This window comes from Streptomyces sp. SirexAA-E (genome assembly GCF_000177195.2).
In the GTDB taxonomy this organism is placed as follows: domain Bacteria; phylum Actinomycetota; class Actinomycetes; order Streptomycetales; family Streptomycetaceae; genus Streptomyces; species Streptomyces flavovirens.
Genome location: NC_015953.1, coordinates 3,145,489 through 3,171,715, shown reverse-complemented (window position 1 = coordinate 3,171,715; position 26,227 = coordinate 3,145,489). Strand labels below are relative to the sequence as shown.

Below are 26,227 nucleotides of genomic sequence, written 5' to 3'. Positions count from 1 at the left end.
CGGACAGCCCCCGAATCATCGCTCTCCGTACGGGCGCAAGGGGCGCACGGGAGCACTCGACGGCACGAAGTTGTTCGCCCGTAGCGGAGTGAACGGGGGTGCGCCGCATGGACTGTCGGTGAGTGCGGGTAAGACATCCCTAGTGGGAAGGGGCGACACGCGGGCAAAAGCGTCTCACGTTCGCCATCGGCGTACTGGCGAAAGGGCTATCTGCCTGGCCTGCGGGAACATCGTCTCGCACCATCGGGTTGAGGCAGTTGTCGGCGTTCGGGGCAGGAGGCCATCAACGGGTGTCGGCAGTTGAAATGAGCGGTCCCCGCTTGCGGGACTAAGCTGCGGAAGGACAGGGAGGGGACCGACCCCTTACTGCCTGACCGCTCTGAGGAGCGATTAACGATGTTCGAGAGGTTCACCGACCGCGCGCGGCGGGTTGTCGTCCTGGCTCAGGAAGAAGCCCGGATGCTCAACCACAACTACATCGGCACCGAGCACATCCTCCTGGGCCTGATCCACGAGGGTGAGGGTGTCGCCGCTAAGGCCCTGGAGAGCCTCGGGATTTCGCTCGAGGCGGTCCGCCAGCAGGTGGAGGAGATCATCGGTCAGGGCCAGCAGGCCCCGTCCGGGCACATCCCCTTCACGCCCCGGGCCAAGAAGGTCCTGGAGCTGTCGCTCCGCGAGGCCCTCCAGCTCGGCCACAACTACATCGGCACGGAGCACATCCTGCTCGGCCTGATCCGCGAGGGCGAGGGCGTCGCCGCCCAGGTCCTCGTGAAGCTGGGCGCCGACCTGAACCGGGTGCGGCAGCAGGTCATCCAGCTGCTCTCCGGGTACTCGGGAGGCAAGGAGGCCGCCACCGCCGGCGGTCCCGCCGAGGGCACCCCCTCGACGTCCCTGGTGCTCGACCAGTTCGGCCGGAATCTCACCCAGGCCGCTCGTGAGTCCAAGCTCGACCCGGTCATCGGGCGCGAGAAGGAGATCGAGCGGGTCATGCAGGTGCTGTCCCGCCGTACCAAGAACAACCCGGTCCTCATCGGCGAGCCCGGCGTCGGCAAGACGGCGGTCGTCGAGGGCCTGGCCCAGGCCATCGTCAAGGGCGAGGTGCCCGAGACCCTCAAGGACAAGCACCTCTACACCCTCGACCTCGGTGCGCTGGTCGCCGGTTCCCGCTACCGCGGTGACTTCGAGGAGCGCCTGAAGAAGGTCCTCAAGGAGATCCGCACCCGCGGCGACATCATCCTGTTCATCGACGAGCTCCACACGCTCGTGGGTGCGGGTGCCGCGGAAGGCGCCATCGACGCGGCTTCGATCCTGAAGCCCATGCTGGCGCGCGGCGAGCTCCAGACCATCGGTGCCACCACGCTCGACGAGTACCGCAAGCACCTGGAGAAGGACGCCGCGCTCGAGCGCCGCTTCCAGCCGATCCAGGTCGCGGAGCCGTCGCTGCCGCACACCATCGAGATCCTCAAGGGTCTGCGCGACCGCTACGAGGCCCACCACCGGGTCTCCATCACGGACGAGGCGCTGGTCCAGGCCGCGACCCTGGCGGACCGCTACATCTCGGACCGCTTCCTGCCGGACAAGGCGATCGACCTGATCGACGAGGCCGGTTCCCGGATGCGCATCCGCCGGATGACCGCGCCGCCGGACCTCCGCGAGTTCGACGAGAAGATCGCGGGTGTCCGCCGCGACAAGGAGTCGGCGATCGACTCCCAGGACTTCGAGAAGGCGGCTTCTCTCCGTGACAAGGAGAAGCAGCTGCTGGCGGCGAAGGCCAAGCGGGAGAAGGAGTGGAAGGCCGGCGACATGGACGTCGTCGCCGAGGTCGACGGCGAGCTCATCGCCGAGGTCCTGGCGACCGCCACCGGCATCCCGGTCTTCAAGCTGACCGAGGAGGAGTCCTCGCGTCTGCTCCGCATGGAGGACGAGCTCCACAAGCGCGTCATCGGGCAGAAGGACGCCATCAAGGCCCTGTCGCAGGCGATCCGCCGTACGCGGGCCGGCCTGAAGGACCCGAAGCGTCCCGGTGGTTCGTTCATCTTCGCCGGTCCGTCCGGTGTCGGTAAGACCGAGCTGTCCAAGACGCTCGCCGAATTCCTCTTCGGCGACGAGGACGCGCTGATCTCCCTCGACATGTCGGAGTTCAGCGAGAAGCACACGGTTTCCCGGCTCTTCGGTTCGCCTCCCGGTTACGTGGGCTACGAAGAGGGCGGCCAGCTCACCGAGAAGGTGCGCCGCAAGCCGTTCTCCGTCGTTCTCTTCGACGAGGTCGAGAAGGCCCACCCCGATATCTTCAATTCCCTGCTCCAGATTCTGGAAGACGGTCGCCTGACCGACTCCCAGGGCCGGGTCGTGGACTTCAAGAACACGGTCATCATCATGACGACCAACCTCGGGACCCGGGACATCTCCAAGGGCTTCAACCTGGGCTTCGCGGCCCAGGGCGACGTCAAGACGAACTACGAGCGGATGAAGGTCAAGGTCAACGAAGAGCTCAAGCAGCACTTCCGGCCTGAGTTCCTCAACCGTGTCGACGACACGGTCGTCTTCCACCAGCTGACCGAGGAAGACATCATCCAGATCGTCGACCTCATGGTCGCCAAGGTGGACGAGCGGCTCAAGGACCGGGACATGGGCATCGAGCTCAGTGCCGAGGCCAAGTCGCTCCTGGCGAAGAAGGGTTACGACCCCGTGATGGGCGCCCGGCCGCTGCGCCGGACGATCCAGCGCGAGATCGAGGACATCCTCTCCGAGAAGATCCTCTTCGGTGAGCTGCGCCCCGGTCACATCGTGGTCGTGGGTACCGAGGGCGAGGGCGACGACAAGAAGTTCTCGTTCCGCGGCGAGGAGAAGTCGGCGCTGCCCGACGTCCCGCCGATCGAGCAGGCGGCAGGCGGCGCCGGCCCGAACCTGACGAAGGAAGCGTAGGGGCGCCTGGCGCCTGAGCGCACAAAGGGGCTGCCCCGGACCGTTCGACGGTCCGGGGCAGCCCCTTTTCGTGTGTGCGGGTGGGGGTGTGCGCCCTGGGGTCGAGGCGGGGGTGGAGCGGTCCGGGGCCTCCACGCTCGTAGGCACCATGGTGGCGGGCGTGGCGGGCGTGGCGGGCGTGGCGGGCGCGGCGGGCACGGCGGGACTCGGGCGGGCATGGGTGCGTGTGCGTGTGCGCGCGTGGGGTGCTGTGGGCAGGCCGGGCCCTGGTCGCGTACGCCGATGGGCAGGGCGCCGGGTATCCCGTGCGGCCGCCCACCTCCCAGGCCCCAGGCCGCCAGGCCCCTAGGCTCCAGGCCGCCAGGCCCAAGACAGCCCCCGGATCACGCCCTGGACGGGGCGGCTCCCGCACTGTCGGCCGACCCGTCGGCGGACGGCGTGGGACCGGTCGATCCGCGGGCATCCCGTGCCGTCGGCAGGTCCCGCCGAGGCCGTCTCGGCACCCCGGGATCGAGGGTTCCAGGGCCCCCGTCGGTGACAAGGCGCACAGCCCTTTTCGGGCCTACTACGCACGCTAGGAGCACCAGCCCCGTCCCCCTCCGGGACCTTGGTCCCGGAGGGCCCGAGACTTTCGGCGTTCGAGGCGATACGTCTGATTCGGACGCCTGTGTCCCAGAAGGGTGGGGTTCGAGCAGGGGTTAAACCTGTTCCGGAAAATCTTTCCGGAAGGTCGTCGTGGTCGTCGTGGCGCACTCCCGCATTCCATTCCCGCGCTCCCGTCTACGGCTTTTCATCGTAGATGAGGTGTTTGGGCGTTTCGGGGGGCCCGGGTTACCAAGGTGGAGCAAGCCCGGTCGAGCATCGGGTCCAGTCACCCCGGAGGTTCCCCCGCATGTCGAAGCGCGTTACGTTCCAGCACTCCCGCCGCCCGTCCATGTCCCGCGTCAGTGGCGCCGTCGTGGCCGCAGGCCTGGGTGCGTCGATGGTGTTCGGCGCGGGCGCGGCGTTCGCGTCCGGCACGACGGGCACCGCGGACACCGCGGCCCTCGCCGGCGCGGCCACCGCCGACTCCGTCGCCCAGCAGGCGACCGCCCAGAGCAAGGCCGCCGCGGCCGCCAAGAAGGCCTCGGCCGACAAGGAAGCCGCAGCGAAGAAGAAGGCCGCCTCCTGGCGGACGCCGGTCAGCCACTACGTGCTGAGCGCCACCTACGGCACCGGCGGCGACCGCTGGGCCAGCAAGCACTCCGGCCAGGACTTCGCCGTGCCGATCGGCACCAAGGTCGAGGCCGCGCACGCCGGTACGGTCGTCAAGGCCGGTCCGAACGGTGGCGGCGACGGCCCCGCGTACGGCAACGCCATCGTGATCAAGCACGCCAACGGCAAGTACTCGCAGTACGCCCACCTGTCGAAGATCCAGGTGAAGATCGGTGACCACGTGAAGACGGGCGAGAAGATCGCCCTGTCCGGCAACACCGGGAACTCCAGTGGCCCGCACCTGCACTTCGAGATCCGGACCACCGCGAACTACGGCTCGGCGATCAACCCGGTCTCGTACCTCAACTCGGTGCACGTCCACGTGTGACGCACCCCGGGCCCGCTCTACGCGGCGGGCCCGGCGGGGCCCTGATCGTGGGCCTTGGTCACCAGCTCGACGGCGACCTCGAGAGCAGCCTTGCGCTTCTCCTCGGGGTCGCCTTCGGCGTCTCTGAGGGCGATGACCCCCGCGTGCATGGCCATCAGGGCCGTGAAGCAGCGCACCTGGTCGGTGAGCGGGGCGTCCGGGTCCTTGATGAGGTCCACCAGGGCGATGACCCGGCGCTTGATGGTGTGGCCGATGCTCAGGTCCCGGACCGTGGCCTGGTTCTCCTGCATGAAGCGGAAGAGGGGCTGGGCGATGCTGAGCGCCTCGCTGTACCGGACCAGGATCTCCTTCTTCGTCTCCAGGGTCCGCGGCTGCTCCGCACCCCAGGCGAGCAACTCCTCGACCGGCCGGTTCAGGTCGTCGAAGATGCTGTTGAGGATGTCTTCCTTGGTCTTGAAGTGGTAGTAGAGGGCCGCCTTGGTGACGTCCAGCCGCTCGGCGATCTCGCGGAGCGAGGTCTTGTCGTATCCCTGCTCGGCGAAGAGCTCCAGGGCGACGTCCTGAATGCGCTGGCGGGTGTTTCCCCGGCGCGGCTGCGGCGTGCTGCCCATGAGACGACTCTCCCTCAACTTACTTGACGCCCGGCTAGTTACGGGTCTACTTTTCCTCAGTGTAGTCAACTAGCCGGGCGGCAAGTAAGCGTCGCACCGGTGACCGACCGAGGTAACGGGGACCAGGGGAGTGCGTGACATGGCGGAACTGAAGAAAGCGACGGCGGCCGGGAAACCGGAACCACAGGCACGCAGTGTCCGGGTGGTGGTGCTGGCCTTGATGATCGCGATGCTGCTGGCCATGCTGGACAACCTGATCGTCGGCACCGCGATGCCGACGATCGTCGGTGATCTGGGCGGTCTGGAGCACCTGTCCTGGGTCGTCACCGCCTACACCCTGGCCACCGCTGCCTCCACCCCCATCTGGGGCAAGCTCGGCGACATGTACGGACGCAAGGGCATCTTCCTCACGTCCATCGTGATCTTCCTGATCGGCTCGGTACTGAGCGGGATGGCCCAGGACATGGGCCAGCTGATCGGATTCCGGGCCGTCCAGGGCCTCGGAGCCGGTGGTCTGATGGTCGGCGTCATGGCGATCATCGGCGACCTGGTGCCGCCCCGGGAGCGCGGCAGGTACCAGGGCATGATGGCCGGTGTCATGGCGATCGCCATGATCGGCGGACCGCTGGTCGGCGGCACCATCACCGACCACCTCGGCTGGCGCTGGAGCTTCTACATCAACCTGCCGCTGGGCGCCGTCGCGCTGGCCATGGTCGGCGCGGTGCTGCACCTGCCCCGCAAGGCACGGACCGAGCACCGGGTCGACTACCTCGGCGCCGCGCTGCTGACGGTCGGCATCACCGCCATCGTGCTGGTCACCACCTGGGGCGGTACCGAGTACGCCTGGGGCTCCGCCGTCATCATGGAGCTCGTCGCGCTGGGCGTGGCCTCCCTCGTCGGATTCCTGTTCGTCGAGACCAAGGCCGCCGAACCGATCATGCCGCTGCACATCTTCCGCAGCCGCAACTTCACCCTGATGTCGCTGGTCGGCTTCATGGCCGGCTTCGTGATGTTCGGCGCGGTGCTCTTCCTGCCGCTGTACCAGCAGTCGGTGCAGGGGGCGTCCGCGACCAACTCGGGGCTGCTGCTCCTGCCCATGCTGCTCGCCATGATGATCGTCTCGCTGATCGCGGGCCGGGTCACCACGAGCACCGGCAAGTACAAGGTCTTCCCGATCGCGGGCAGCGCCCTGATGGTCGCCGGCCTCTTCCTGCTCGCCAGCATGGACACGGAGACCACCCGCCTCACCTCCGGCGTCTACATGGCCGTGCTCGGCGCGGGCATGGGCTTCCTGATGCAGATCACCATGCTCGTAGCGCAGAACAGCGTCGAGCTGAAGGACATGGGCGTCGCCTCCTCCTCCACCACCCTCTTCCGCACGCTCGGCAGCTCCTTCGGCGTCGCGATCATGGGTGCCCTGTTCACCGGACGGGTGCAGGACGAGATGGCGGCGCGCGGTGGCGGGGGCGTCACCGAGAGGTCGGCCCAGCTGGACGCGGCGAGCCTGGCGAAGCTGCCGGACGCGGCACGTGAGGCCTACGAGTACGCCGTGTCGTCGGGCACCCACCTCGCGTTCCTGGTGGGCGGATCCGTCGCGATCGTCGCGTTCGTGGCGGCCCTGTTCGTCAAGGAGGTCCCGCTGCGGGGCGCGGGGAAGCCGACGGCGGACGACGCCGCGACGGCGCCGGTCGCCGCGGCCAAGGAGTCGCAGGCCGTGTGAACCACGGCAGTACGCGGGCCGGGCCCCGGGGACGACAACGTCCCCGGGGCCCGGCCCGTCCACCGGCTCAGTCCGCCGCCTGGCGCAGCACGGGGAAGCTCCCGGTGTCCGTCGGCGCGTGCTCGGGCAGCCACAGCACGGCCACCGCCCCGCCCGTACCGTCGGTGGTCCCGGCCGGAGCGGCGTTGCGGAACGTCAGCCGGGCCCCCAGGACCCGTGCCTGGCCGGCGGCGATCGTGAGCCCCAGCCCGTGGCCGCGCCCGGCCCGGTCGCTGCTTCCGGTACGGAACCGGCTCGGCCCCTCCCGCAGCAGGTCGTCCGGGAAGCCGGGCCCGTGGTCGCGGACCCGTACGACCCGGCCCTCGACCGTGACCTCCACCGGGCCCGCCCCGTGCTTGGCCGCGTTCCCCAGCAGATTGCCCAGGATGCGTTCCAGGCGCCGAGGGTCCGTGGAGACCCAGGACTCGTGCACCACCTGGACCGTGATCTCCGGGTCGAGAAGGCCGATGCGCCGGCTGACGAACTCACCCAGCGGCAGTTCCTGGAGCTCCGCACGCTCCGACGCGCTGTCCAGCCGCGCCACCTCCAGGACGTCCTCGACCAGGGTCCGCAGCGCCTGCGCCCGGTCGCGCACGAGCTCCGTGGGGCGGCCCGGAGGCAGCAGCTCGGCGGCGGTCAGCAGCCCCGTCACCGGGGTGCGCAGCTCATGGGCGATGTCCGCGGTGACCCGGCGCTCCGCCTCGATCCGCTCGTTCAGCGCGTCCGTGAGCGCGTCCACGGCACGGGCCAGCTCATCGGTCTCGTCCCGTACGACCCCGCCTACGGCCTCCCGGACGCGGACGTCCGTGTTGCCCTGGGCGACCTTGCCGGCCGCCGCGGCCGCCTTGCGCAGCCGCCGGGACAGCTGGCCGCCGATCAGCACCCCCAGCGCGCAGCCGCCGAAGACCACCGAGACCGAGCCGATGACCAGCGCCCGGTCCAGGTCGCCCATGATCATGGAACTACGGTCGGCGAACCGGGTGTGCAGCGACAGGACGTCGCCGTTGGCCAGCGGTACGGCCGCCCAGACGTCGGGCACGCCGTCGGCGTACTCGTCGACATGGGTGGCCCGGCGGTTCTCCCGCATCTGGTGCCGCAGGCTTTTCGGCAGCGCCGGATCGTTGATCTTGGCACCGAACTTCGGCGGCGGTTTCTGCGTGTTGGACGCCTCGTAGAGCCGCTGCGCGAACAGCAGCCGTTCCAGCTGCACCTCGCGGGCGTTCTCCAGCATCGACACCCGGGCGGCGTTGTGGACGACGAGGCTCAGCGCCACCGCGATGAGCGCGCCGACGGCGGCGATGGCGATGCTGATCTTCCAGCGGACCCCGGTCCGCAGCGCGAGCCGCCTCATGCGCGGAGCTTGTAGCCGAAGCCGCGGACCGTCTCGATCCGGTCCTGGCCGATCTTGGTGCGCAGCCGCTGCACATGGACGTCCACGACGCGGGTGTCGCCGCCCCAGCCGTAGTCCCAGACCCGCTCCAGGAGCCGGTCCCGGGAGAGCACGGTGCCCGGCGCGGAGGAGAACTCCAGCAGCAGCCGCATCTCCGTCGGCGTCAGGCTCACGTGCGCGCCTCCCCTGCGCACCTCCATGCCCTCCGTGTCGATCTCCACGTCCCCGAAGACCAGCACCCCGTCCGTCCCGTCGACGTGGCCGGTACCGCCCTCGGGCCCGCCGCCCGCGCCCGAGGCGTGTCCGAAGCGGCGCAGCACGGCCCGGATCCGGGCGACCAGCACCGCGCCGTCGAAGGGCTTGGTGACGTAGTCGTCGGCCCCGGCCTCCAGGCCGAGCACCACGTCGATGGCGTCGGCCCGCGCCGACAGCATGATCACGGGCACCGTGGACTCGTCCCGGATGCGGCGGCACAGGCTCACCCCGTCCAGGCCGGGCACCATCACGTCGAGCAGCGCGATGTCCGGCCGGTCCGCCCGGAACGCCTCGAGCCCCAGCAGGCCGTCGGGCACGGCGGTGACCGTGAAGCCGACCCGCTCCAGGGCGAGCTGGGTGGCCTCGCGGATGACGTCGTCGTCCTCGACGAACAGGACATGGGTGTCGGCCATGGGGGCAGCCTCAGTTCTGCGCCGTGGGCTCGGGAAGGTCGCCCTCCCCGGTGCCGACGGCCCGGTTGAAGTCGTTGTGCACCCGGTCGGTCTCGGTGAACCGGTCCGTCGCCCAGCGATAGGTGATGACGTCCTCGCCGGAGGGGAACGCGACCGCGTCCTTCGCCCCGTAGACCTGGGTGGTCACCACCAGGTCGCCCCGGTCGATCGTTCCGTAGACCGCCGGAATCTCGGCGGCGAAGACGTTGGCGTACGAGCCGTCCGCGGCCTGCCGGTAGACATAGGTCCCGATGCCCACGGAGTCCCCGCAGGTCATCACGTTGACCACGAGGTCGGGCGCCGTGCCGCCGGTGAGCGTGCCGTAGGAGGTGTCCACCGGGTACTCGTCGCCGGCGCAGGGCTTCAGATCGTTCCTGATGCGCCGGCCGACCTCCGGGTCGCCCTTGACGAGCTGCACGGCGTTGACCCGGGGGGCGGGCCTCGCCGTCCCGGTGGGCACGGCGGCCGACGGGGTGGCCCGGACGACCGGCTGGGTGCCCGCCGGTCCCTCGTCGCGGGTCCCCGTACCGCCGGTGGAGCAGGCCCCGCACAACAGGCCCAGGGCGACGAGTCCGGCCATGGCCGCACCGCCGCCCGCCACCAGAGGCGCCCGGAGCCCGCCGGGGGTCCCCGGCGGGCTGGTACCGGGCCCCGGGGCCCGGTCGGTCACCGCGTCGTCGTCACCGCCGCCTGTCAGGCCGCGCACCGCTTCTGCCCCCGCTCGTCATGACGCCCGTTCCGCTGCGCCGGGATCCGCACCGGTATGTCCTCGGCCTCCCGGCTCCGGGCGGCACGGTCCTCCAGCTCCTGGCGCAGACGTGCCAGGGCGCGGTGCAGCGTGCTCTTCACCGTACCGGCCGACATGCCGAGGGCCGCGGCCGTCTCCTCCGTGCTCATCTGCTCCCAGTGTCGCAGGACGACCACACTGCGCTGCTTCGGAGCCAGCACGCCGAGGACGTCCATGAGCAGGGCCCGGTCGGCGCGCTGCTCGGTGCCGTCGTCGACGCTCGCGTCGGGGAGCTGCTCGGTGGGGACCTCCTCCAGCCTCCGGGCCCGCCACCACTCCGTACGCGTGTTGATCATGACCCGGCGCAGATAGGCGTCGGCGAGGGACTTGTCGGCGATGCCGTCCCAGCGGCCGTAGGTGCGGGCGAGGGCGGTCTGGAGCAGGTCCTGGGCGTCCACCGGGTCCGGGACGAGCCGGCGCGCGCTGCGCAGCAGCGCGTCCTGCCTGGTGCGTACGTACTCCTCGAACCCGAGCACCTCACCCTGCGCCATCACAACCGCCTCCGTCATCCCCGTCGTGCCCCGTGGTCCCGCTGTCGGTGACCGGTCGTGTCGCCGACAACGAAGGACGCTACGGACCTGTTGTCACGGAGATGTGCGAGGCAGCCGTACGCGGACGCACGGCTGTCCATCGGTTGTGTAACAGCGCAGGCGGGGCGGGTCCGGGCCGGTGCTCCCGGACCCTCCCCGCCCCCCGCCCGGTGCTCCGCTCAGGTCAGCGGGAGCCGGTACCGGCCGCCCGCCAGCGGTTCGACGAGGCCGTCGGCCACCAGTCCGTCCAGGGCGCGGGCCCGCTGCACGGGCTCCTCCCACACCGAGTCCAGGGCCGCCTGCGGCACCGGGGCGACGGACTCGCGCAGGACCGCGAGCAGCCGGCCGCGCACCTGCCGGTCCGTACCGGCGTAGGTCTGGCCGCGGCGCGGAGCCCCCTGGTGTGCGGGCTTCCCGGCCAGCCGCCAGGCGCACTGCTCGGCGATCGGGCAGCGTCCGCAGTCCTCGTTCTTCGCGGTGCACACGAGGGCGCCGAGCTCCATCGTGGCCGCCGCCCAGCGGGCCGCCCGCGCGTCCTCGTCCGGGAGCAGGGCACGGGCGAGCTTGCGCTCGGCCGCGGTGGTCGCGTTCGGCGGGTACTGGATCCCGGAGGCGGCCCGGGCGAACACCCGGCGCACGTTCGTGTCGAGCACGGCGTGCCGCTGGCCGTACGCGAAGGAGGCCACGGCGGCCGCCGTGTACTCGCCGATCCCGGGCAGCGCGAGCAGCTGGCCGTGCTCGCTCGGTACGTCGCCGCCGTGCCGTTCCGTTATCGCCTGCGCGGCCCCGTGCAGGCGCAGCGCGCGGCGCGGGTAGCCGAGCCGGCCCCAGGCGCGTACCGCTTCGCCGGGGGCGTCGGCGGCCAGGTCGGCGGGACGGGGCCAGCGGGCCATCCACTGCTCGTACACCGGAAGGACGCGGTTCACCGGGGTCTGCTGCAGCATGAACTCGCTCACCATCACTCCCCAGGCGCCCGCTTCGGGACGTCGCCAGGGCAGATCGCGGGCGTGCTGCTCGAACCACCCGATGACGGGGGTGTGGAGGGAGACGGGGGGCGTGTGTGTCGAAGTCATGGCAGTCATCGCACCTACGATCCTGGCACGGAAGCGGGGACATCGGGCACGGCTACGGGGGTGTCGGCCCGGCCGATGGTTCACGTGGTGATAACGCCACCCGTTTCGACCCCTCGCCCTCGCCCCGCCGTTCACGATCAGGGCAAAGCGGACGGATGCCCCGACGTGAGCCGTTCCATGATGATGATCCGGAAAACTTGTCGATCAGAGCGGCGGGTAGGGGCCGGTGTCGGCCGTGAACTCTCGTACAGTTCGGTCTTGTGGGATCTATGCGCAATCCGGTCGGGCCGCTTCCCTCCAGCATCTACTGGCGTCGGAGGGCAGTCGCGGTGCTGGTGATCGCCCTGCTCGCGGCGCTGGTTGTGTGGGCCGTCACCTCCACGGGCGGCGGGGGGAAGAAGAGCGACGACGGCAAGTCCGGCGGTGCGTCACCCGCCCCGTCGATCACCCCGGGCCCGTCGAGCTCGGACCCCGTCGTCGGCCAACCCCCGGGCGGGCGAGACGAGTCGGGAGGGTCCGGCACGGGCTCCGGCTCCGGTGGCTCGGACGCCACCGGCGGTGGCTCCGGGACGGGCGGCGGATCCGGATCGGGCACGGGCGGGTCCGGCACGGGCGGATCGGCTGCCGGCGGACCGGCGGCCGGAGGCTCGTCCGCCGGCGGGTCGGGCACGGGTGGCGGCGGAACAGCCGGCCAGCAGGTGCCGGCAAGCTCCCCGCTGCCCAACTGCACGCCCGGAGTTCTCCAGTTGAGCGTCAAGACGGAGAACACCTACGGCCCGGACGACAAGCCGGTGTTCAAGCTGATCGCCAAGAACACCTCGTCGGCCGACTGCAAGGCCGACCTCGGGCCGAAGAACGCGGTGCTCACCGTCAGCGAGGCCGGCGGGGACGACGCGCAGGTGTGGTCCTCGAAGGACTGCCCGCGCGGCGGAGCCGTGTTCCTGAAGGTTCCGGCGGGCGCGACGATCGTGCACACCGTCGAATGGGACCGGAAGAAGAGCACGTCCACGTGTGGGACGACGCCTCCCGGTACGGCCGCCCCCGGCACCTACCTGGTGGAGGCGAAGGCGCCGGGTGAGCCCGTACAGCGCGCGTCCTTCGTCCTCGCCAAGGACTGACCCGGTCCGGCCCGCCGCACGGCGGGCCGGACCCGGCCCTCAGACGTACCGTTCGAGGATCGACGACTCCGCCAGGCGCGAGAGTCCTTCGCGCACGCTGCGGGCGCGGGCCTCGCCGACCCCGTCGACCGTCTGGAGGTCGTCCACGCTGGCGGCGAGCAGCTTCTGCAGTCCGCCGAAGTGCTCCACCAGACGCTCGATGATCGCGCCCGGCAGCCGCGGCACCTTCGCCAGCAGCCGGTAGCCCCTCGGCGACACCGCCGAGTCCAGCGACTCCGGTGACCCGCTGTAGCCCAAGGCGCGGGCCGCGACGGGAAGTTCCAGCAGCTCGGTGTGGGTGAGCGTGTCGAGCTCGCCCAGCGCCTCCGCGACCGTCCGCGACCGCTTGGCGGTCGGTTCCGGGACGTAGTCGCGGACGACCAGCTCCCGCTCGGGCTCCACGCCCGCGATCAACTCGTCCAGCTGGAGCGCCAGAAGGCGGCCGTCGGTGCCGAGCTCCACCACGTACTCGGCGATCTCCGTGGCGATCAGGCGGACCATCTCCAGACGCTGGGCGACCGCCGTCACGTCCCGGACGGTCACCAGGTCCTCGATCTCCAGGGCCGAGAGCGTCCCGGCGACCTCGTCCAGCCGGAGCTTGTACCGCTCCAGCGTGGCGAGCGCCTGGTTGGCGCGGGAGAGGATCGCGGAGGACTCCTCCAGGACCCGGCGCTCCCCGTGCACGTACAGCGCGATCAGATGCATCGACTGGGAGACCGAGACCACGGGGAAACCGCACGCCTTCGAGACGCGGTCCGCCGTGCGGTGACGGGTGCCCGTCTCCTCGGTGGGGATCCCGGCGTCCGGGACCAGCTGGACGCCGGCCCGCAGGATCTTCGTCATGTCCTTGTCGAGGATCAGGGCGCCGTCCAGCTTGGCCAGCTCCCGCAGCCGGGTCGCGGTGAACTCCACGTCCAGCACGAAACCGCCGGTGCACATGGACTCGACGGTCTTGTCCATGCCGAGGACGATCAGCCCTCCGGTGTTGCCGCGGAGGATGCGCTCCAGGCCGTCACGGAGGGCCGTTCCGGGCGCGACCGCGCTCAGGGAGGCGCGCATCAGCGCCTCGTTACCCGTGCCTTGGCCGGACTTTCCGGGCGATGCTGCCCGGTCGTTGGCTGCCACTGCACTCCTCCGGTCACAGGTTTGGGGTGCCCTTGCGTCCCTCATACCGTTCGTACGGGCGGGCGAGACCAGGGCAAAGTCTACCGGCGTGCGCCGTCCTCCCGTGGTCCGTCCGAACGAGACCGGCGGGGGAGGGCGCGCAGGGCGTCACCCATGTCGGCGACTTCTGTGACCTTCATACCGGACGGGACCCGTCCCGGGTCCCTCGGCACCAGGGCGTGACGGAACCCCAGACGGTGTGCCTCCGCCAGTCTGCGCTGCACCCCCGTCACCCTCCTGACCTCGCCCGCGAGCCCCACCTCGCCGATCGCCACCAGGTTCTTCGGGAGCGGTGTGTCCCCGGCCGCGCTGGCCAGCGCCAGCGCGATCGCCAGGTCCGCCGCGGGCTCGGTGAGCTTCACGCCGCCCACCGTCGCGCTGTAGATGTCGCGCTTGCCGAGCGCGCTGATCCGGCCCCGCTGCTCCAGGACGGCCAGCATCATCGAGACCCGGGACGTCTCCAGGCCGGAGGTCGTGCGACGGGGCGACGGGATCTGCGAGTCGACCGTCAGCGCCTGCACCTCCGCGACGAGGGGACGCTTTCCTTCCAGGGTGACCGTCAGACAGGTGCCCGGCACCGGCTCGTCGCGGCGGGTGAGGAAGAGGCCCGAGGGGTCGGTGAGACCGGTGATGCCCTCGTCGTGCAGCTCGAAGCAGCCGACCTCGTCCGTGGCGCCGTAGCGGTTCTTGACGCCCCGGACGAGACGGAGGCGTGCGTGCCGGTCGCCCTCGAAGGACAGCACCACGTCGACCAGGTGCTCCAGCAGCCGGGGCCCCGCGATCGCGCCGTCCTTGGTGACGTGGCCGACCAGGAGTGTCGACATGCCCCGCTCCTTCGAGGCCCGGATCAGCGCGCCCGCCACCTCGCGGACCTGCGCCATGCCGCCCGGGGCGCCGTCGATCTCGGGCGAGGCGACGGTCTGCACGGAGTCGAGGACGAGCAGCGAGGGGTTGACCGCGTCCAGGTGGCCCAGGACCGCCGACAGGTCGGTCTCCGCGGCCAGGAAGAGATGGTCGTCGATCGCCCCGATCCGGTCCGCCCGCAGCCGCACCTGGCTCGCCGACTCCTCGGCCGTGACGTAGAGCGTGCGGTGGTCCTCGCTCGCGGCCTTGGCCGCCACGTCCAGCAGCAGCGTCGACTTGCCCACACCGGGCTCGCCGGCGAGCAGCACGACGGCGCCGGGCACGAGCCCGCCGCCGAGCACCCGGTCCAGCTCGGGGACGCGCGTGGAGCGGGCCGTGGCCTGCCTGCTGTCGACCTGGCCGATCGGCAGGGCGGCGGTGGAGACCCGGCCCGCGGCCGTGGTGCGGACGGCGGGGGCGCCGCCGAACTCCTCGACCGTCCCCCAGGCCTGGCACTCCGGGCAGCGGCCGAGCCACTTGGCGGTCGTCCAGCCGCATTCGGTGCAGCGGTAGGACGGCCGGTCCTTCGTGGATTTTGTACGGGCAGCCATGGCGTCACCGTATAGGCGGGTACTGACAGTGCCGACCACGGGCACGGAGGGGGAACGGGTGTACGAGGGGGAAGTACCGGTGGAATCCGGGGTTCCTGTCCTCTTTCGAGGGATACCGTCACCCGTAAGGATTAAATGTGGAGAAGCGCCGTCAAGGGGCCGACCTTGTCTGCCTACGGTCGCAAGGTGACGAGCAGCAGGCTGGAGCCCCCCACACACACCACCGGCGCACACCGGGCGCATCGCCGCGCGTCCCGTCCATCGGCGCAGCGATCGTCCGCACGTTACGAGGCGTACCTCGACGGCTTGTTCACCTACTGCCTCTCCGTGCTGTGCGACCACGAGGCGGCGACCGAGGCGCTGGGCTCGGTGCTCGCCATCGCGGAACGACAGCACAGCCGGTGCCCCGCGGCCGAGGAGGAACGTAAATCCTGGCTGTACGCCCTGGCCAGGTGGACGTGTCTGCGCGCCCTCACCGAGCAGAAGCGCGGCCGACAGGCGCACCGCAGGCCGCCCGCGCCGCCCGCGCCCGCCCCCCGGGGCACCCCCGAGGAGGCGACCGCCCCGGACCCCGCCGAGTCACCGGCGGCCGAGGCCCGCCGGCGGGAGCTCGCCCAGCTCGCCTGGCCCGAGGCCGCGGGCACCACCCCGGAACAGCGCGAGGCACTGGAGCTCGCGGTGCGCCACCGGCTCACCCCCCGCGCCGTCGCCGCCGTCCTGGGCCTGGAACCGGGCAGCGCCCGCGAACTCCTGGCCGCCGCCGCCTGCGAGGTGGAACGTACGCGTGCCGCGCTCGCCGTCGTCGAGACGGGCAACTGCGCCACCGTCACCCGGCTCACCGGCACCCACCAGGTGCTGCTCTCCTCGGCCCTGCGCCGGGAGCTCGTCCGGCACGTCGACGACTGCCCCCGCTGCCGTCACGCCGCCGAACGGGCCGGCGCCGCCGGACCCTGGCCGGGCGGGGCCGTCACCCCGGCCGCCGCGCTCCCGGTCGTCGAGGCACCGCGCCCTTCGGTGCACGTCGCGCTGGTCCACGCCCGGCGGTCCCGCTCGGGCGCTCCCCGCTTCGGCCGCACGGGCTTCCCGCTGGACCCCAAGGACCACGCCGCCCGCCGCGACCGGGTGCGCGCCCGGGTCGTGACGACGACCGTCGTGGCCACGGTCGTCGCCGCCCCGGTGATCGCCCTGTGGGCCGCCTACCGGGGCGCCCCGCTGACCGGTGAGGGCCGTGACGGCTCCTCGGTCACCGCGACGGAGGTGGACGAGTCGGGCAGCCCGTCCGGCGATCCCGAGGACCACTACGAGAACGCGGGCAACGCCCGCCTCGACCCGGGCGGCCGCTTCACGGACGGCGGCCGACGGCCCGACGTGTCCGCCGAGGTGGTCAGCGTCGGGGCCGGTCGGCACACGGCCGGCACACTCCGGATCACCGCGCTCTCCTCCGGCGGCCGGACGACGATCACCCTCACCGCGACCGGTGGTGAGCCCGTCTCCTGGTCGGCCCGCGCCGACGCCCCCTGGCTCCGCCTCAGCCGCGCCTCCGGCACGCTCGCGCCCGGCCGGTCCACGACGCTGTACGTCCTCGTGGACCGGGCCGCCGAACCGGCCGGCCCGTGGCGCGCCCGTGTCGTCCTCGCGCCCTCGGGGTCCGCGGTGGCGATCACCGGCCACGGCGCCACCGCACCGGCCCCCGGGAACCCGGCACCGGGGCCGGACCCGACCCCGGGCAGGCCCGACCCCACCACGCCGTCCTCCCCGCCGCCGTCCTCACCCGACCCGACCCCGGGCTCCCCGGACCCCACGGAACCGACGCCCGATCCGACCGACCCGACCCCGGGCACGCCCGATCCCACGCCGTCCCCGACCGGAGAACCCTCGGCCCCGGCCCCGTCGGACCCGCCGGCCGCCCCGGGGGACACGGCCTCACCGGCCGGCTGACCTCCCGGAGAACGGGACAGCGGCCCGGACAGGCCCTCAGGCCGGGTCGGCCGGGTGCGGGGCCATCGGGAGCAGGGACGCCAGCCGCTGCTCGCACAGCTCGACCAGCCGGTCGTACGCCTCCTTGCCCATCAGCTCGGTGAGTTCGGGCCGGTAGGAGACGTACACCGGATCCCCCGCCCCGTGCGCCGAGGTAGCCGAGGTGCACCACCAGTGCAGGTCGTGCCCGCCCGGCCCCCAGCCGCGCCGGTCGTACTCGCCGATGGACACCTGGAGCACGCGTGTGTCGTCGGGCCGGTCGATCCAGTCGTACGTACGCCTCACCGGCAGCTGCCAGCAGACGTCCGGCTTGGTCTCCAGCGGCTCCTTGCCCTCCCGCAGGGCCAGGATGTGCAGCGAGCAGCCCATGCCGCCCGCGAAGCCCGGGCGGTTCTGGAAGATGCAGGAGCCGTCCCAGCGCCGTGTCTGGCGTTCGCCGTCCTCGTCGACGCCCACCCAGCCCGTCGTGGTGCCGACGTCGTGGAACTGCCAGATCTCCGGGGTGAGCCGGGCCACGTGCCCGGCCACCCGCTTCTCGTCGTCCTCGTCCGAGAAGTGCGCGCCCAGCGTGCAGCACCCGTCGTCCGCGCGGCCCGCCTGGATGCCCTGGCAGCCGCTGCCGAAGATGCAGGTCCACCGGGAGGTCAGCCAGGTCAGATCACAGCGGAAGACCTGCTCGTCGTCCGCGGGATCGGGGAACTCGACCCAGGCCCGAGCGAAGTCGAGCCCCTTCTCGTCGGGCACGTCGGGCCCCTTCGCCTCCGCCTGCCGCATCTCCTGCTTCGTCTTCTGCTTCTTCGTGGCTTTGTCCGGCTTCGCCTTTTTCGTCTTTGGCACGCGCCCAGAGTAAGTCCGCGGCCGCAGTAGCGTTTCCCGGTATGAGACTCGGAGTCCTCGACGTGGGGTCGAACACGGTGCATCTGCTGGTGGTGGACGCCCATCCCGGCGCCCGCCCGCTGTCCGCGCACTCGCACAAGGCGGAGCTGCGGCTGGCCGAACTCCTCGACGCGGACGGGGCGATCGGCCCGCTGGGGGTGGAGCGCCTGGCGGCGACGGTCGCCGACGCCCTGCGGGCGGCCGAGGACAAGGGCTGCGAGGAGGTGCTGGCGTTCGCCACCTCCGCCGTGCGCGAGGCGACCGACGCGGACCAGGTGCTGTCCCGGGTGAAGGACGAGACCGGCGTCGTGCTCACCGTGCTGAGCGGCCCGGAGGAGGCCCGGCTGACCTTCCTGGCCGCCCGCCGCTGGTTCGGCTGGTCGGCCGGGAAGCTGCTCCTGCTGGACATAGGCGGCGGATCGCTGGAGATCGGCTACGGGATGGACGAGGAGCCCGACGCCGCCGTCTCCCTGCCGCTCGGCGCGGGGCGCCTCACCGCGGACCGGCTCCGGGGCGACCCGCCGGACCCGGCGTCCGTACGGGAGTTGCGCCGCCACGTCCGTACGGGCATCGCGCGCACGGTCGGCGAGTTCGCCCGGCTGGGCCGGCCCGACCATGTCGTCGGTACCTCCAAGACCTTCAAGCAGCTCGCCAGGATCACCGGTGCCGCGCGCTCCGCCGAAGGCCTGTACGTCCAGCGCGTGCTGACCCGCAAGGCGCTGGCGGAGTGGGTGCCGAAGCTGGCGGCGATGACGGTCGAGGAGCGGGGCGCCCTTCCCGGCGTCGCCGAGGGGCGTGCCGGACAGCTGCTGGCCGGGGCGCTGGTCGCCGAGGGCGCGATGGACCTCTTCGAGGTCGAGGAGCTGGAGATCTGCCCCTGGGCCCTGCGCGAGGGTGTCATCCTGCGCCGCCTGGACCACCTCCCGGCCGGCCAGGGTGCCGTCGTCTGACCACGGTGCCCGTCGCCATGGCCCTTCTCACTTTCGGCCGGGGGCCTCCGAACTCGCCCGCGGCTGCCCGTACGCTGTCTTCGTGGCAGATCCAGTGGTGCGCGTCCCGGATGCGAAGGTCGCCCTGTCGACGGCCTCGGTCTACCCGGAGTCGACGGCGACGGCCTTCGAGATCGCCGCGCGTCTGGGCTACGACGGTGTCGAGGTCATGGTCTGGACCGACCCCGTGAGCCAGGACATCGAGGCGCTGCGGCGTCTGTCGGACTACCACCAGGTGCCGATCCTCGCCGTCCACGCGCCCTGCCTGCTGATCACACAGCGGGTCTGGTCCACCGACCCGTGGGTGAAGCTCCAGCGGGCCAGGGCGGCGGCCGAGAAGCTCGGCGCGTCGGCCGTGGTCGTGCATCCGCCCTTCCGGTGGCAGCGCAACTACGCCCGGGACTTCGTCGACGGGATCTGGCGCATGGCCGGTGAGACCGACGTCCGGTTCGCCGTCGAGAACATGTACCCGTGGCGCTACCGCGACCGCGAGATGCTCGCCTACGCCCCCGCCTGGGACGTCACCCAGGACGACTACCGGCACTTCACCGTCGACCTCTCGCACACGGCGACCGCCCGCACCGACGGCCTGGCCATGGTGGACCGGATGGGCGACCGGCTCGCCCACGTCCACCTCGCCGACGGCAAGGGGTCCGCCAAGGACGAGCACCTGGTGCCCGGCCGGGGCGACCAGCCCTGCGCCGAACTCCTGGAGCGGCTGGCCCGTACCGGCTTCGACGGCCATGTCGTCATCGAGGTCAACACCCGCCGCGCCATGTCGTCGGCCGAACGCGAGGCGGACCTCGCCGAGGCACTCGCCTTCACCCGGCTGCACCTGGCGTCCTCGCGGGCCCCCCGCACGTGACGACCGGTTCCACGGACGGCCCGGCCCCCCGGCGCCGCGGGCGCCCCTCCCGTACGGTGAAGGCGGCCGGTCCGGACGCGCGGAGCCGGATCCTCCAGGCCGCCCGCGCCGAATTCGCCGCCCGGGGTTACGGCAAGACGTCGGTCCGCGGCATCGCCAGGGCGGCGGACGCCGACGCCGCCCTCGTCCACCACTACTTCTCGGTACCAAGGACGAGGTTTTCGCGGCGGCCGTCGAGCTCTCCTTCGAGCCCGCGCTCGTCCTCCCCGAGATCCTCGGCGGCCCCGCCGAGGACCTGGGCGAGCGGCTGGCCCGCTACTTCATCGGCGTACGGGAGAACCCGGTCTCCCAGGGCCTCTGCTGGCGATCCTGCGCTCGGCGCTCACCCACGAGGCGGCGGCGGACGTGCTGCGCGGCTTCGTGCTGCGCCGGGCTGCTGGACCGGATCGCGGCCGACCTGGACGTACCCGACCCGGCCCTCCGTGCCGAACTGGCCGCCTCGCACATGATCGGGACCGCCGTCCTGCGGTACGTGGTCCGGGCGGAGCCGCTGGCCTCCGCCGACCCGGAAGGGATCGTCGCCATGGTGGCGCCCACGCTCCAGCGGTACCTCGCCGACCGTTGACCGGACACCCGGTTTTGCTTGTGTGACGGCTGTGCCGGTGGCTTCACAGCGATGTCTCGGATCGGTCTCGGGCGGTGGAATCGGCGGATCCTGATGGTTGGCTGTGCGCGTTCGGTGAGACGCGGATGCGGATCGCAAACGACGGCGGGGGAGCGGGACCGTGACGACACGAAGAACCCACACACCGGTACGGCGCGACGGGGCGGTGCTGCCGCGCAGAGGGCTGCTGCGGATGGCCGGCGCCGGAATGGGCCTCGTCCTGGCGGGAGGGCTGACCACCGCCTGCGGCCCCGAGGCGGCGGACGCCTCCGACGCGGCCGGGAGCCCGGCCCCCGGGGCGGGAAAGGGCGGGGACGCGCCCACCACTCCTCCCGCGGGGTCGGCGCCCCGCGCCCTGTGGCAGGAGAGGACCGCGGTGGGCACCCTCGGCAATCACGAGGTGCTCGCCGTCGTGGGGGACGTGGTACTGGTCGCCGGTGACCCCCTGGTGGGCCGGTCCCTCGCCACCGGCGAGCGGTTGTGGTCGCTGAAGGACGCCGCCCAGCCGGGCGCACGGCTGATCATCGGCGGGGAGACGCTCTACCTGGCCAGCGGTACGTACGACGGCGATCTCGTGGGCCTCGACCCGGCCACCGGCAAGGAGACCTGGCGCAGCCGGCTGGAGGGGCGGTACTCCCAGCCACGGCCCGTCGGCGCCGACACCGAACGCGTGTACGTGATCGCGGGCATCCTGGAGAAGGACCTCAGCTCCCGGACGAATGTGATCGCCGCCATCGACGTCCGTACCGGCGAGGCCGTCTGGAGCGAGAAGCGGGACACCGGGACCGACGAGTCCGGTCTCACCTCCGCGGTGAGCGGTGAACGCCTCGTCTACACCGACCTCCGCAAGAACCTGACCGTCCGCGACACCACGACCGGACGGCAGCTGTGGACGAAGAAGATCGGCCGGGCCGACTTCGAGCGGATCACCGTCCACGACGGGGCGGTGATCGTCGCCGACGGCCGGAGCCTGCGCTGCTTCGCCCTGGACGACGGCGCCGAGCGCTGGGCGCTGCGGACCGGAGAGTTCGACACGTTCAACGGGCCGACCGTCATCGAAGGCGTGCTCTACGCCTCGGACAGCGCCCACTCCCTGTGGGCCGTCGACCCCGTCACCGGCAAGCAGCGGTGGCACAACACCGAGGACCTGCGGGAGGCGTCGGTCCCGCTCCAGTTCGCCAAGGTGGGGGACACCCTCTACGGGGCGACGGAGTTCGACAGGAACGGCGGCGTGCAGGCCTACGGCGCACGGGACGGGAAGCTCCGCTGGACCTTCAACGACGGCACGGGCTCGGTGGAGCAGTGGTACGTGGTCTCCGGTGGCGGCGAGCGACTGGCCGCGCTGCACGCCGACCGCCTGCTGGCGCTCCCGGCGGTGTGACGCGAGGGCGGGCTCGCGGGGACTTCCGGCGCTCCCCGTCCCGCCCGCCCGTCGAGCATCACATCCCGCATCACGGACACCGTGTCCAGATCTTGGCACCGGAGGCGTACGCTCGGAGGCAGTCTTTTCTGTCGAAGGAGCGAGCGACGATGCCCCAGCTGAGGTCCCGCACTGTCACCCACGGCCGCAACATGGCGGGCGCCCGCGCCCTTATGCGGGCGTCCGGCGTAGCGAGTGAGGACATCGGCAAGCCGATCATCGCGGTGGCCAACTCCTTCACCGAGTTCGTGCCGGGCCACACCCACCTCGCCCCGGTCGGACGGATCGTCTCCGAGGCGATCAAGGCGGCGGGCGCCGTGCCCCGCGAGTTCAACACCATCGCGGTCGACGACGGCATCGCCATGGGCCACGGCGGCATGCTCTACAGCCTGCCCTCCCGCGACCTCATCGCGGACAGCGTCGAGTACATGGTCGAGGCGCACTGCGCCGACGCCCTGATCTGCATCTCCAACTGCGACAAGATCACCCCGGGCATGCTGATGGCCGCGATGCGCCTCAACATCCCCACCGTCTTCGTCTCCGGCGGCCCGATGGAGGCCGGCAAGGCCACCCTCGTCGACGGCACGGTCCGCAAGCTCGACCTGGTCAACGCGATCAGCGACGCGGTCGACGAGAGCGTCTCCGACGAGGACATCCTCCGCATCGAGGAGAACGCCTGCCCCACCTGCGGCAGCTGCTCCGGCATGTTCACCGCCAACTCGATGAACTGCCTGACCGAGGTCCTCGGCCTCTCCCTGCCCGGCAACGGCTCGGTCCTGGCCACGCACACCGCCCGCAAGGCGCTGTACGAGGAGGCCGGCCGCACGGTCGTCGAGATCACCAAGCGCTACTACGAGCAGGACGACGAGACCGTCCTGCCGCGCTCCATCGGCACCCGCGCCGCCTTCGACAACGCCATGGCGCTCGACATCGCCATGGGCGGGTCGACCAACACGATCCTGCACCTGCTCGCCGCCGCGGAGGAGGCCGAGCTGGCGTACGACCTCGACGACATCAACGAGGTCTCGCGCCGGGTGCCCTGTCTGTCGAAGGTGGCCCCCAACGTCGCCCCCGGCGGCACGTACTACATGGAGGACGTCCACCGGGCGGGCGGCATCCCGGCCCTCCTCGGTGAGCTGCACCGCGGCGGGCTGCTCAACGAGGACGTGCACGCGGTCCACTCCGACACCCTCGCCGAGTGGCTGAAGAACTGGGACGTCCGCGGCGGTTCCCCGTCGCCCGAGGCCGTCGAGCTCTGGCACGCCGCCCCGGGCTGCGTCCGCAGCGCCACCGCCTTCTCGCAGTCCGAGCGCTGGGACACCCTCGACCTGGACGCGGCCGGCGGCTGCATCCGCGACCTGGAGCACGCGTACTCCAAGGACGGCGGCCTGGCGGTCCTCAAGGGGAACCTCGCCGTGGACGGCTGCGTCGTCAAGACCGCGGGCGTCGACGAGTCGATCTGGACCTTCGAGGGCCCGGCCGTCGTCTGCGAGTCGCAGGAGGACGCCGTCGACAAGATCCTCCGCAAGGAGATCAAGGAGGGCGACGTCGTCGTCATCCGCTACGAGGGACCGCGCGGCGGCCCCGGCATGCAGGAGATGCTCTACCCGACGTCCTTCCTGAAGGGCCGAGGCCTCGGCAAGGCCTGCGCCCTGGTCACCGACGGCCGGTTCTCCGGCGGCACCTCGGGCCTCTCCATCGGCCACGCCTCGCCCGAGGCGGCGTCCGGCGGCACGATCGCGCTCGTCGAGGACGGCGACCGGATCAGTATCGACATCCCGAACCGTTCGATCGAGCTCCTCGTCCCCGAGGCGGAGCTCGCCACCCGCCGCGAGGCGCTGAACGGCGTGTACGCGCCGAAGAACCGCGACCGCAAGGTCTCGGCGGCCCTTCGCGCCTACGCCGCGATGGCGACGAGCGCGGACCGCGGCGCCGTCCGGGACGTCTCCAAGCTCGCCTGACCCCAGGGCTGTCCCGTCGCCTCCGCCAGGCGCGGGTACGAAGGGACAGCCCGCGGCCCGCGCACCCGCCCGACCCCGTCCGCCGTCACCAGCGGGCGGGGTCGTCCGCGTCCACGGCGAAGACCGAACCGTCCGGCGCGGTCCCCACGACGGACCCGCCGACGACCACCGGGGCCGGCAGCGACGAGGCGTGGCCCAGCCGGCCGTCCCGCAGCCGCGGGCGCGTCTGGCCGAGCAGCGTCCCGCGCGCCGTGTCGACGGCCAGCAGCCGTCCGTCGGCCGCCGAGAAGTACAGCCGGCCGCCGTCCGGCCCGAGCACGGGAGCCGAGGTCAGCCCGACGGCCGTCTCCAGCCGCCACCGCTCGGCCTTCTTCGCGCCCGGACGGACGTCGACGGCCAGCAGCGTGCCGCCGCGCTCCAGCAGCAGGACGGTGTCCCCGGCCACCGCGACCGACGGCCCGTACATCCGGAAGGGCAGCGCCACCCGGGTCGTGCCGTGCGACTCCGGGTCGTAGCGGACCAGCGCCGTGGTCTGCGACCGTTCGTTCGCGGACGTCAGCAGCAGCGCCCCTCCGGAGCTTCCGGCCGGGGTGAGCAGCCCGTCCAGCCGGCTCTGCCAGGCCGTGCCCCCGGTCCGCGCGTCGAGCGCCGTGACCAGGGTCGTGGCGCCGTCCGGGGCGTACTCGAAGAGGTACGCGAGCCCCGCCGCGTCGTCGTACCAGGCCTAGCCCGGACGAGGGTGCCCGGACACGGCGTGGCGCCACAGGGACGCGCCGGTCGCCGCGTCGAGGCCCTCCGCCGTACCGTCCTGACGGCCCATCAGCAGCACGTCACCCGCCGGGAACGGGACGTCCAGGTAGCCGGAGAGCTCCGCACGCCAGAGCTCCGCGCCCCCGTCCGCGGCGTACGCCCGCAGCTCACCGCCCGGCCGGGCGGTGTAGACGGTGCCCCCGGCGCCCGTACCCAGCGCCAGGGCCTCCTTGCCGGTGTCACCGTGGGACCAGACCGTCCCGCCGTCCGCCGGGGACAGCCGCACCGTGCCGAATCCGGTGGCCACGCAGTACAGCGCCGGATCCGCACCGGCCGGTGAGGCGTGGCACGAGGGCGCCGAACCGTCCGCCGACCGCAACGGTGCCCGCCAGGGCGCGAAGGCGGCCGGACGCTCCGCCGTCCCGGCGGGCTCCGGGGCGCCCGGGCCGTCCCCCGTACCGGCCACCCAGAGCCCCCCGGCCACCAGCAGGGCCAGCGCCGCAGCCGCGACCACGAGCCGCCGCGCGGGACGCCGGGCCCCCGTGCCGCCGTCCGCCCCGGACGGCAGCCCGTCCGGCGCCCGCACGTGCGTGGACGCCTCCGCGGCCACCGTCCGCACGCCGGACTCGACGGGAGCCGGAGGCCGCTGCGCCGGTATGAAGGCGGTGGCCTCGTACGACGGCGGGCGCAGCGCCGCCATGATCTCGTCGGGCGTGGGGCGCAGATCCGGGTCCTTCGCCAGGCACCGGGCGACCAGCGGCGCGAGGTCCGCGGGCACCCCCGCCAGATCGGCCTCGTCGTGCACCACCTGGTAGGCCACGATGTACGGGCTGTCCGAGTCGAACGGCCCCCGGCCGGTCGCCGCGTGCACCAGCACGGCCCCCAGCGCGAACACGTCCGCGGCCGGACCGACCTCCCGGGGCCGCTGGAACTGCTCGGGCGCCATGTAGGGCGGTGAGCCGATCAGCTTCCCGGTCTCGGTGCGCAGATCGCTGTCGTACGGACGGGAGATCCCGAAGTCGATGACCTTGGGCCCGGAGTCGGGGAGCAGGACGTTGCTCGGCTTGAGGTCGCGGTGGACGACACCGGCGCGGTGGATGTCGCGCAGCGCCTCGGCGAGACCGGCCGTCAGCCGGCGCAGTTCGGCGGGGCTCATCGGACCGTTCCGCTTCACCTGCGCGGAAAGGGTCGGGCCGGGCACGTACAGGGTGGCCATCCAGGGCAGCGCGGCCCCCGGATCGGCGTCGACGACCGGCGCGGTGAACGCCCCGCTGACCCGCCGCGCGGCCGCCACCTCCTGCCGGAAGCGCGCCCTGAACTCGGGATCGGCCGCGTGCCGCCGGTGCACCACCTTCACCGCGAGCTGGAGCCCGGAGGCGGAGCGCGCCAGGTGCACCACCCCCATGCCGCCCGCGCCGAGGCACGCCTCCAGCCGGTACTGCCCGGCGTACTCAGGATGCTCCGCTTCCGGATCCGATCCGGTCCCTCGCAGCGGCGGCATCGCCCACCCCCGTGTGTTCGTGCGCAAGCGCGACGCACGGAGCCTAGTCGATGGTGCGTGCGAGAACGCCGGAGCTTGTTAGCCT

19 protein-coding genes and 2 pseudogenes are annotated in these 26,227 nt (G+C 72.1%); 11 read left to right on the top strand and 10 right to left on the bottom strand.

Annotation, left to right across the window (positions count from 1 at the left end):
• The first annotated feature begins 396 nt into the window (after positions 1-396).
• Positions 397-2,925 carry an ATP-dependent Clp protease ATP-binding subunit gene (locus SACTE_RS13975; protein WP_014046679.1) on the top strand — a complete coding sequence of 843 codons (2,529 nt, stop codon included), beginning with the start codon at positions 397-399 and terminating at the stop codon, positions 2,923-2,925.
• A gap of 892 nt (positions 2,926-3,817) precedes the next feature.
• Positions 3,818-4,507, top strand: a complete 690-nt coding sequence (locus SACTE_RS13970; protein WP_014046678.1) for a M23 family metallopeptidase — start codon at positions 3,818-3,820, stop codon at positions 4,505-4,507.
• 17 nt (positions 4,508-4,524) lie between these two features.
• Here the strand turns inward: SACTE_RS13970 and SACTE_RS13965 are convergent, their stop codons facing one another.
• Entirely contained in the window at positions 4,525-5,118 is a 594-nt protein-coding gene (locus tag SACTE_RS13965) for a TetR/AcrR family transcriptional regulator (protein WP_014046677.1), read from the bottom strand.
• Between the two features lie 139 nt (positions 5,119-5,257).
• Here SACTE_RS13965 and SACTE_RS13960 point away from each other — a divergent pair, with 139 nt between their 5' ends.
• The gene (locus SACTE_RS13960; protein ID WP_014046676.1) at positions 5,258-6,838 is read left to right on the top strand and encodes an MDR family MFS transporter; all 1,581 of its coding nucleotides are present in this window, start codon (positions 5,258-5,260) and stop codon (positions 6,836-6,838) included.
• Between the two features lie 67 nt (positions 6,839-6,905).
• Here SACTE_RS13960 and cseC read toward each other — a convergent pair whose 3' ends face one another.
• From cseC to SACTE_RS13935, 5 genes are all read right to left on the bottom strand, one after another.
• Complete coding sequence (gene cseC / locus SACTE_RS13955; protein ID WP_014046675.1) at positions 6,906-8,228, bottom strand: two-component system sensor histidine kinase CseC; 1,323 nt, start codon at positions 8,226-8,228, stop codon at positions 6,906-6,908.
• Positions 8,225-8,935 carry a two-component system response regulator CseB gene (gene cseB, locus SACTE_RS13950; protein WP_014046674.1) on the bottom strand — a complete coding sequence of 237 codons (711 nt, stop codon included), beginning with the start codon at positions 8,933-8,935 and terminating at the stop codon, positions 8,225-8,227. The genes cseC and cseB overlap by 4 nt, the downstream gene beginning before the upstream one ends.
• A gap of 10 nt (positions 8,936-8,945) precedes the next feature.
• On the bottom strand, positions 8,946-9,680 hold the full coding sequence (locus tag SACTE_RS13945) for a hypothetical protein (protein WP_014046673.1): 735 nt from the start codon (positions 9,678-9,680) through the stop codon (positions 8,946-8,948).
• Complete coding sequence (locus tag SACTE_RS13940; protein WP_014046672.1) at positions 9,668-10,252, bottom strand: SigE family RNA polymerase sigma factor; 585 nt, start codon at positions 10,250-10,252, stop codon at positions 9,668-9,670. The genes SACTE_RS13945 and SACTE_RS13940 overlap by 13 nt, the downstream gene beginning before the upstream one ends.
• A gap of 218 nt (positions 10,253-10,470) precedes the next feature.
• On the bottom strand, positions 10,471-11,373 hold the full coding sequence (locus SACTE_RS13935) for an A/G-specific adenine glycosylase (protein WP_014046671.1): 903 nt from the start codon (positions 11,371-11,373) through the stop codon (positions 10,471-10,473).
• Between the two features lie 260 nt (positions 11,374-11,633).
• On the opposite strand from SACTE_RS13935, the gene SACTE_RS13930 reads away from it, so the two are divergent.
• Positions 11,634-12,482 (top strand): hypothetical protein, encoded by an 849-nt coding sequence (locus SACTE_RS13930; protein WP_202434226.1) that lies wholly within the window; start codon positions 11,634-11,636, stop codon positions 12,480-12,482.
• 39 nt (positions 12,483-12,521) lie between these two features.
• Here the strand turns inward: SACTE_RS13930 and disA are convergent, their stop codons facing one another.
• Both disA and radA read right to left on the bottom strand, forming a co-directional pair.
• On the bottom strand, positions 12,522-13,646 hold the full coding sequence (disA, locus tag SACTE_RS13925) for a DNA integrity scanning diadenylate cyclase DisA (protein ID WP_026359248.1): 1,125 nt from the start codon (positions 13,644-13,646) through the stop codon (positions 12,522-12,524).
• An 80-nt stretch (positions 13,647-13,726) separates the two neighbouring features.
• Positions 13,727-15,139 (bottom strand): DNA repair protein RadA, encoded by a 1,413-nt coding sequence (gene radA, locus SACTE_RS13920; protein ID WP_014046668.1) that lies wholly within the window; start codon positions 15,137-15,139, stop codon positions 13,727-13,729.
• Between the two features lie 135 nt (positions 15,140-15,274).
• Between radA and SACTE_RS13915 the strand changes: the two genes are divergently transcribed.
• On the top strand, positions 15,275-17,077 hold the full coding sequence (locus tag SACTE_RS13915; RefSeq protein WP_014046667.1) for a hypothetical protein: 1,803 nt from the start codon (positions 15,275-15,277) through the stop codon (positions 17,075-17,077).
• Positions 17,078-17,113: 36 nt separating this feature from the next.
• Here SACTE_RS13915 and SACTE_RS13910 read toward each other — a convergent pair whose 3' ends face one another.
• Entirely contained in the window at positions 17,114-17,953 is an 840-nt protein-coding gene (locus SACTE_RS13910) for a hypothetical protein (RefSeq protein ID WP_014046666.1), read from the bottom strand.
• A gap of 41 nt (positions 17,954-17,994) precedes the next feature.
• Between SACTE_RS13910 and SACTE_RS13905 the strand changes: the two genes are divergently transcribed.
• From SACTE_RS13905 to ilvD, 6 genes and pseudogenes are all read left to right on the top strand, one after another.
• Positions 17,995-18,942, top strand: coding sequence for a Ppx/GppA phosphatase family protein (locus SACTE_RS13905; protein WP_014046665.1), 948 nt, complete (start codon positions 17,995-17,997; stop codon positions 18,940-18,942).
• A gap of 94 nt (positions 18,943-19,036) precedes the next feature.
• On the top strand, positions 19,037-19,846 hold the full coding sequence (locus tag SACTE_RS13900; protein ID WP_014046664.1) for a sugar phosphate isomerase/epimerase: 810 nt from the start codon (positions 19,037-19,039) through the stop codon (positions 19,844-19,846).
• Positions 19,843-19,995 (top strand): annotated as a pseudogene (locus tag SACTE_RS35575) (TetR/AcrR family transcriptional regulator); the annotation flags it as partial. The gene SACTE_RS13900 and the pseudogene SACTE_RS35575, both read left to right, overlap by 4 nt.
• A complete protein-coding gene (locus SACTE_RS35015; RefSeq protein WP_256059266.1) occupies positions 19,959-20,471 on the top strand; it encodes a hypothetical protein in 513 nt (170 codons plus the stop codon). The pseudogene SACTE_RS35575 and the gene SACTE_RS35015, both read left to right, overlap by 37 nt.
• 160 nt (positions 20,472-20,631) lie before the next feature.
• Positions 20,632-21,891, top strand: a complete 1,260-nt coding sequence (locus tag SACTE_RS13890) for a PQQ-binding-like beta-propeller repeat protein (protein ID WP_050986365.1) — start codon at positions 20,632-20,634, stop codon at positions 21,889-21,891.
• 149 nt (positions 21,892-22,040) lie between these two features.
• Positions 22,041-23,891, top strand: coding sequence for a dihydroxy-acid dehydratase (ilvD, locus tag SACTE_RS13885; RefSeq protein ID WP_014046662.1), 1,851 nt, complete (start codon positions 22,041-22,043; stop codon positions 23,889-23,891).
• A gap of 85 nt (positions 23,892-23,976) precedes the next feature.
• Here the strand turns inward: ilvD and SACTE_RS13880 are convergent.
• Positions 23,977-26,142: pseudogene (locus tag SACTE_RS13880) on the bottom strand (PQQ-binding-like beta-propeller repeat protein).
• Positions 26,143-26,227: the final 85 nt, after the last annotated feature.

Bases quoted from the DNA above. Each gene is read 5' to 3' on its own strand.
- SACTE_RS13975 (WP_014046679.1), top strand. From the start codon at position 397: ATGTTCGAGAGGTTCACCGACCGCGCGCGGCGGGTTGTCGTCCTGGCT.
- SACTE_RS13970 (WP_014046678.1), top strand. From the start codon at position 3,818: ATGTCGAAGCGCGTTACGTTCCAGCACTCCCGCCGCCCGTCCATGTCC.
- SACTE_RS13965 (WP_014046677.1), bottom strand. From the start codon at position 5,118: ATGGGCAGCACGCCGCAGCCGCGCCGGGGAAACACCCGCCAGCGCATT.
- SACTE_RS13960 (WP_014046676.1), top strand. From the start codon at position 5,258: ATGGCGGAACTGAAGAAAGCGACGGCGGCCGGGAAACCGGAACCACAG.
- cseC (WP_014046675.1), bottom strand. From the start codon at position 8,228: ATGAGGCGGCTCGCGCTGCGGACCGGGGTCCGCTGGAAGATCAGCATC.
- cseB (WP_014046674.1), bottom strand. From the start codon at position 8,935: ATGGCCGACACCCATGTCCTGTTCGTCGAGGACGACGACGTCATCCGC.
- SACTE_RS13940 (WP_014046672.1), bottom strand. From the start codon at position 10,252: ATGGCGCAGGGTGAGGTGCTCGGGTTCGAGGAGTACGTACGCACCAGG.
- SACTE_RS13935 (WP_014046671.1), bottom strand. From the start codon at position 11,373: ATGACTGCCATGACTTCGACACACACGCCCCCCGTCTCCCTCCACACC.
- SACTE_RS13930 (WP_202434226.1), top strand. From the start codon at position 11,634: ATGCGCAATCCGGTCGGGCCGCTTCCCTCCAGCATCTACTGGCGTCGG.
- radA (WP_014046668.1), bottom strand. From the start codon at position 15,139: ATGGCTGCCCGTACAAAATCCACGAAGGACCGGCCGTCCTACCGCTGC.
- SACTE_RS13915 (WP_014046667.1), top strand. From the start codon at position 15,275: ATGTGGAGAAGCGCCGTCAAGGGGCCGACCTTGTCTGCCTACGGTCGC.
- SACTE_RS13905 (WP_014046665.1), top strand. From the start codon at position 17,995: ATGAGACTCGGAGTCCTCGACGTGGGGTCGAACACGGTGCATCTGCTG.
- ilvD (WP_014046662.1), top strand. From the start codon at position 22,041: ATGCCCCAGCTGAGGTCCCGCACTGTCACCCACGGCCGCAACATGGCG.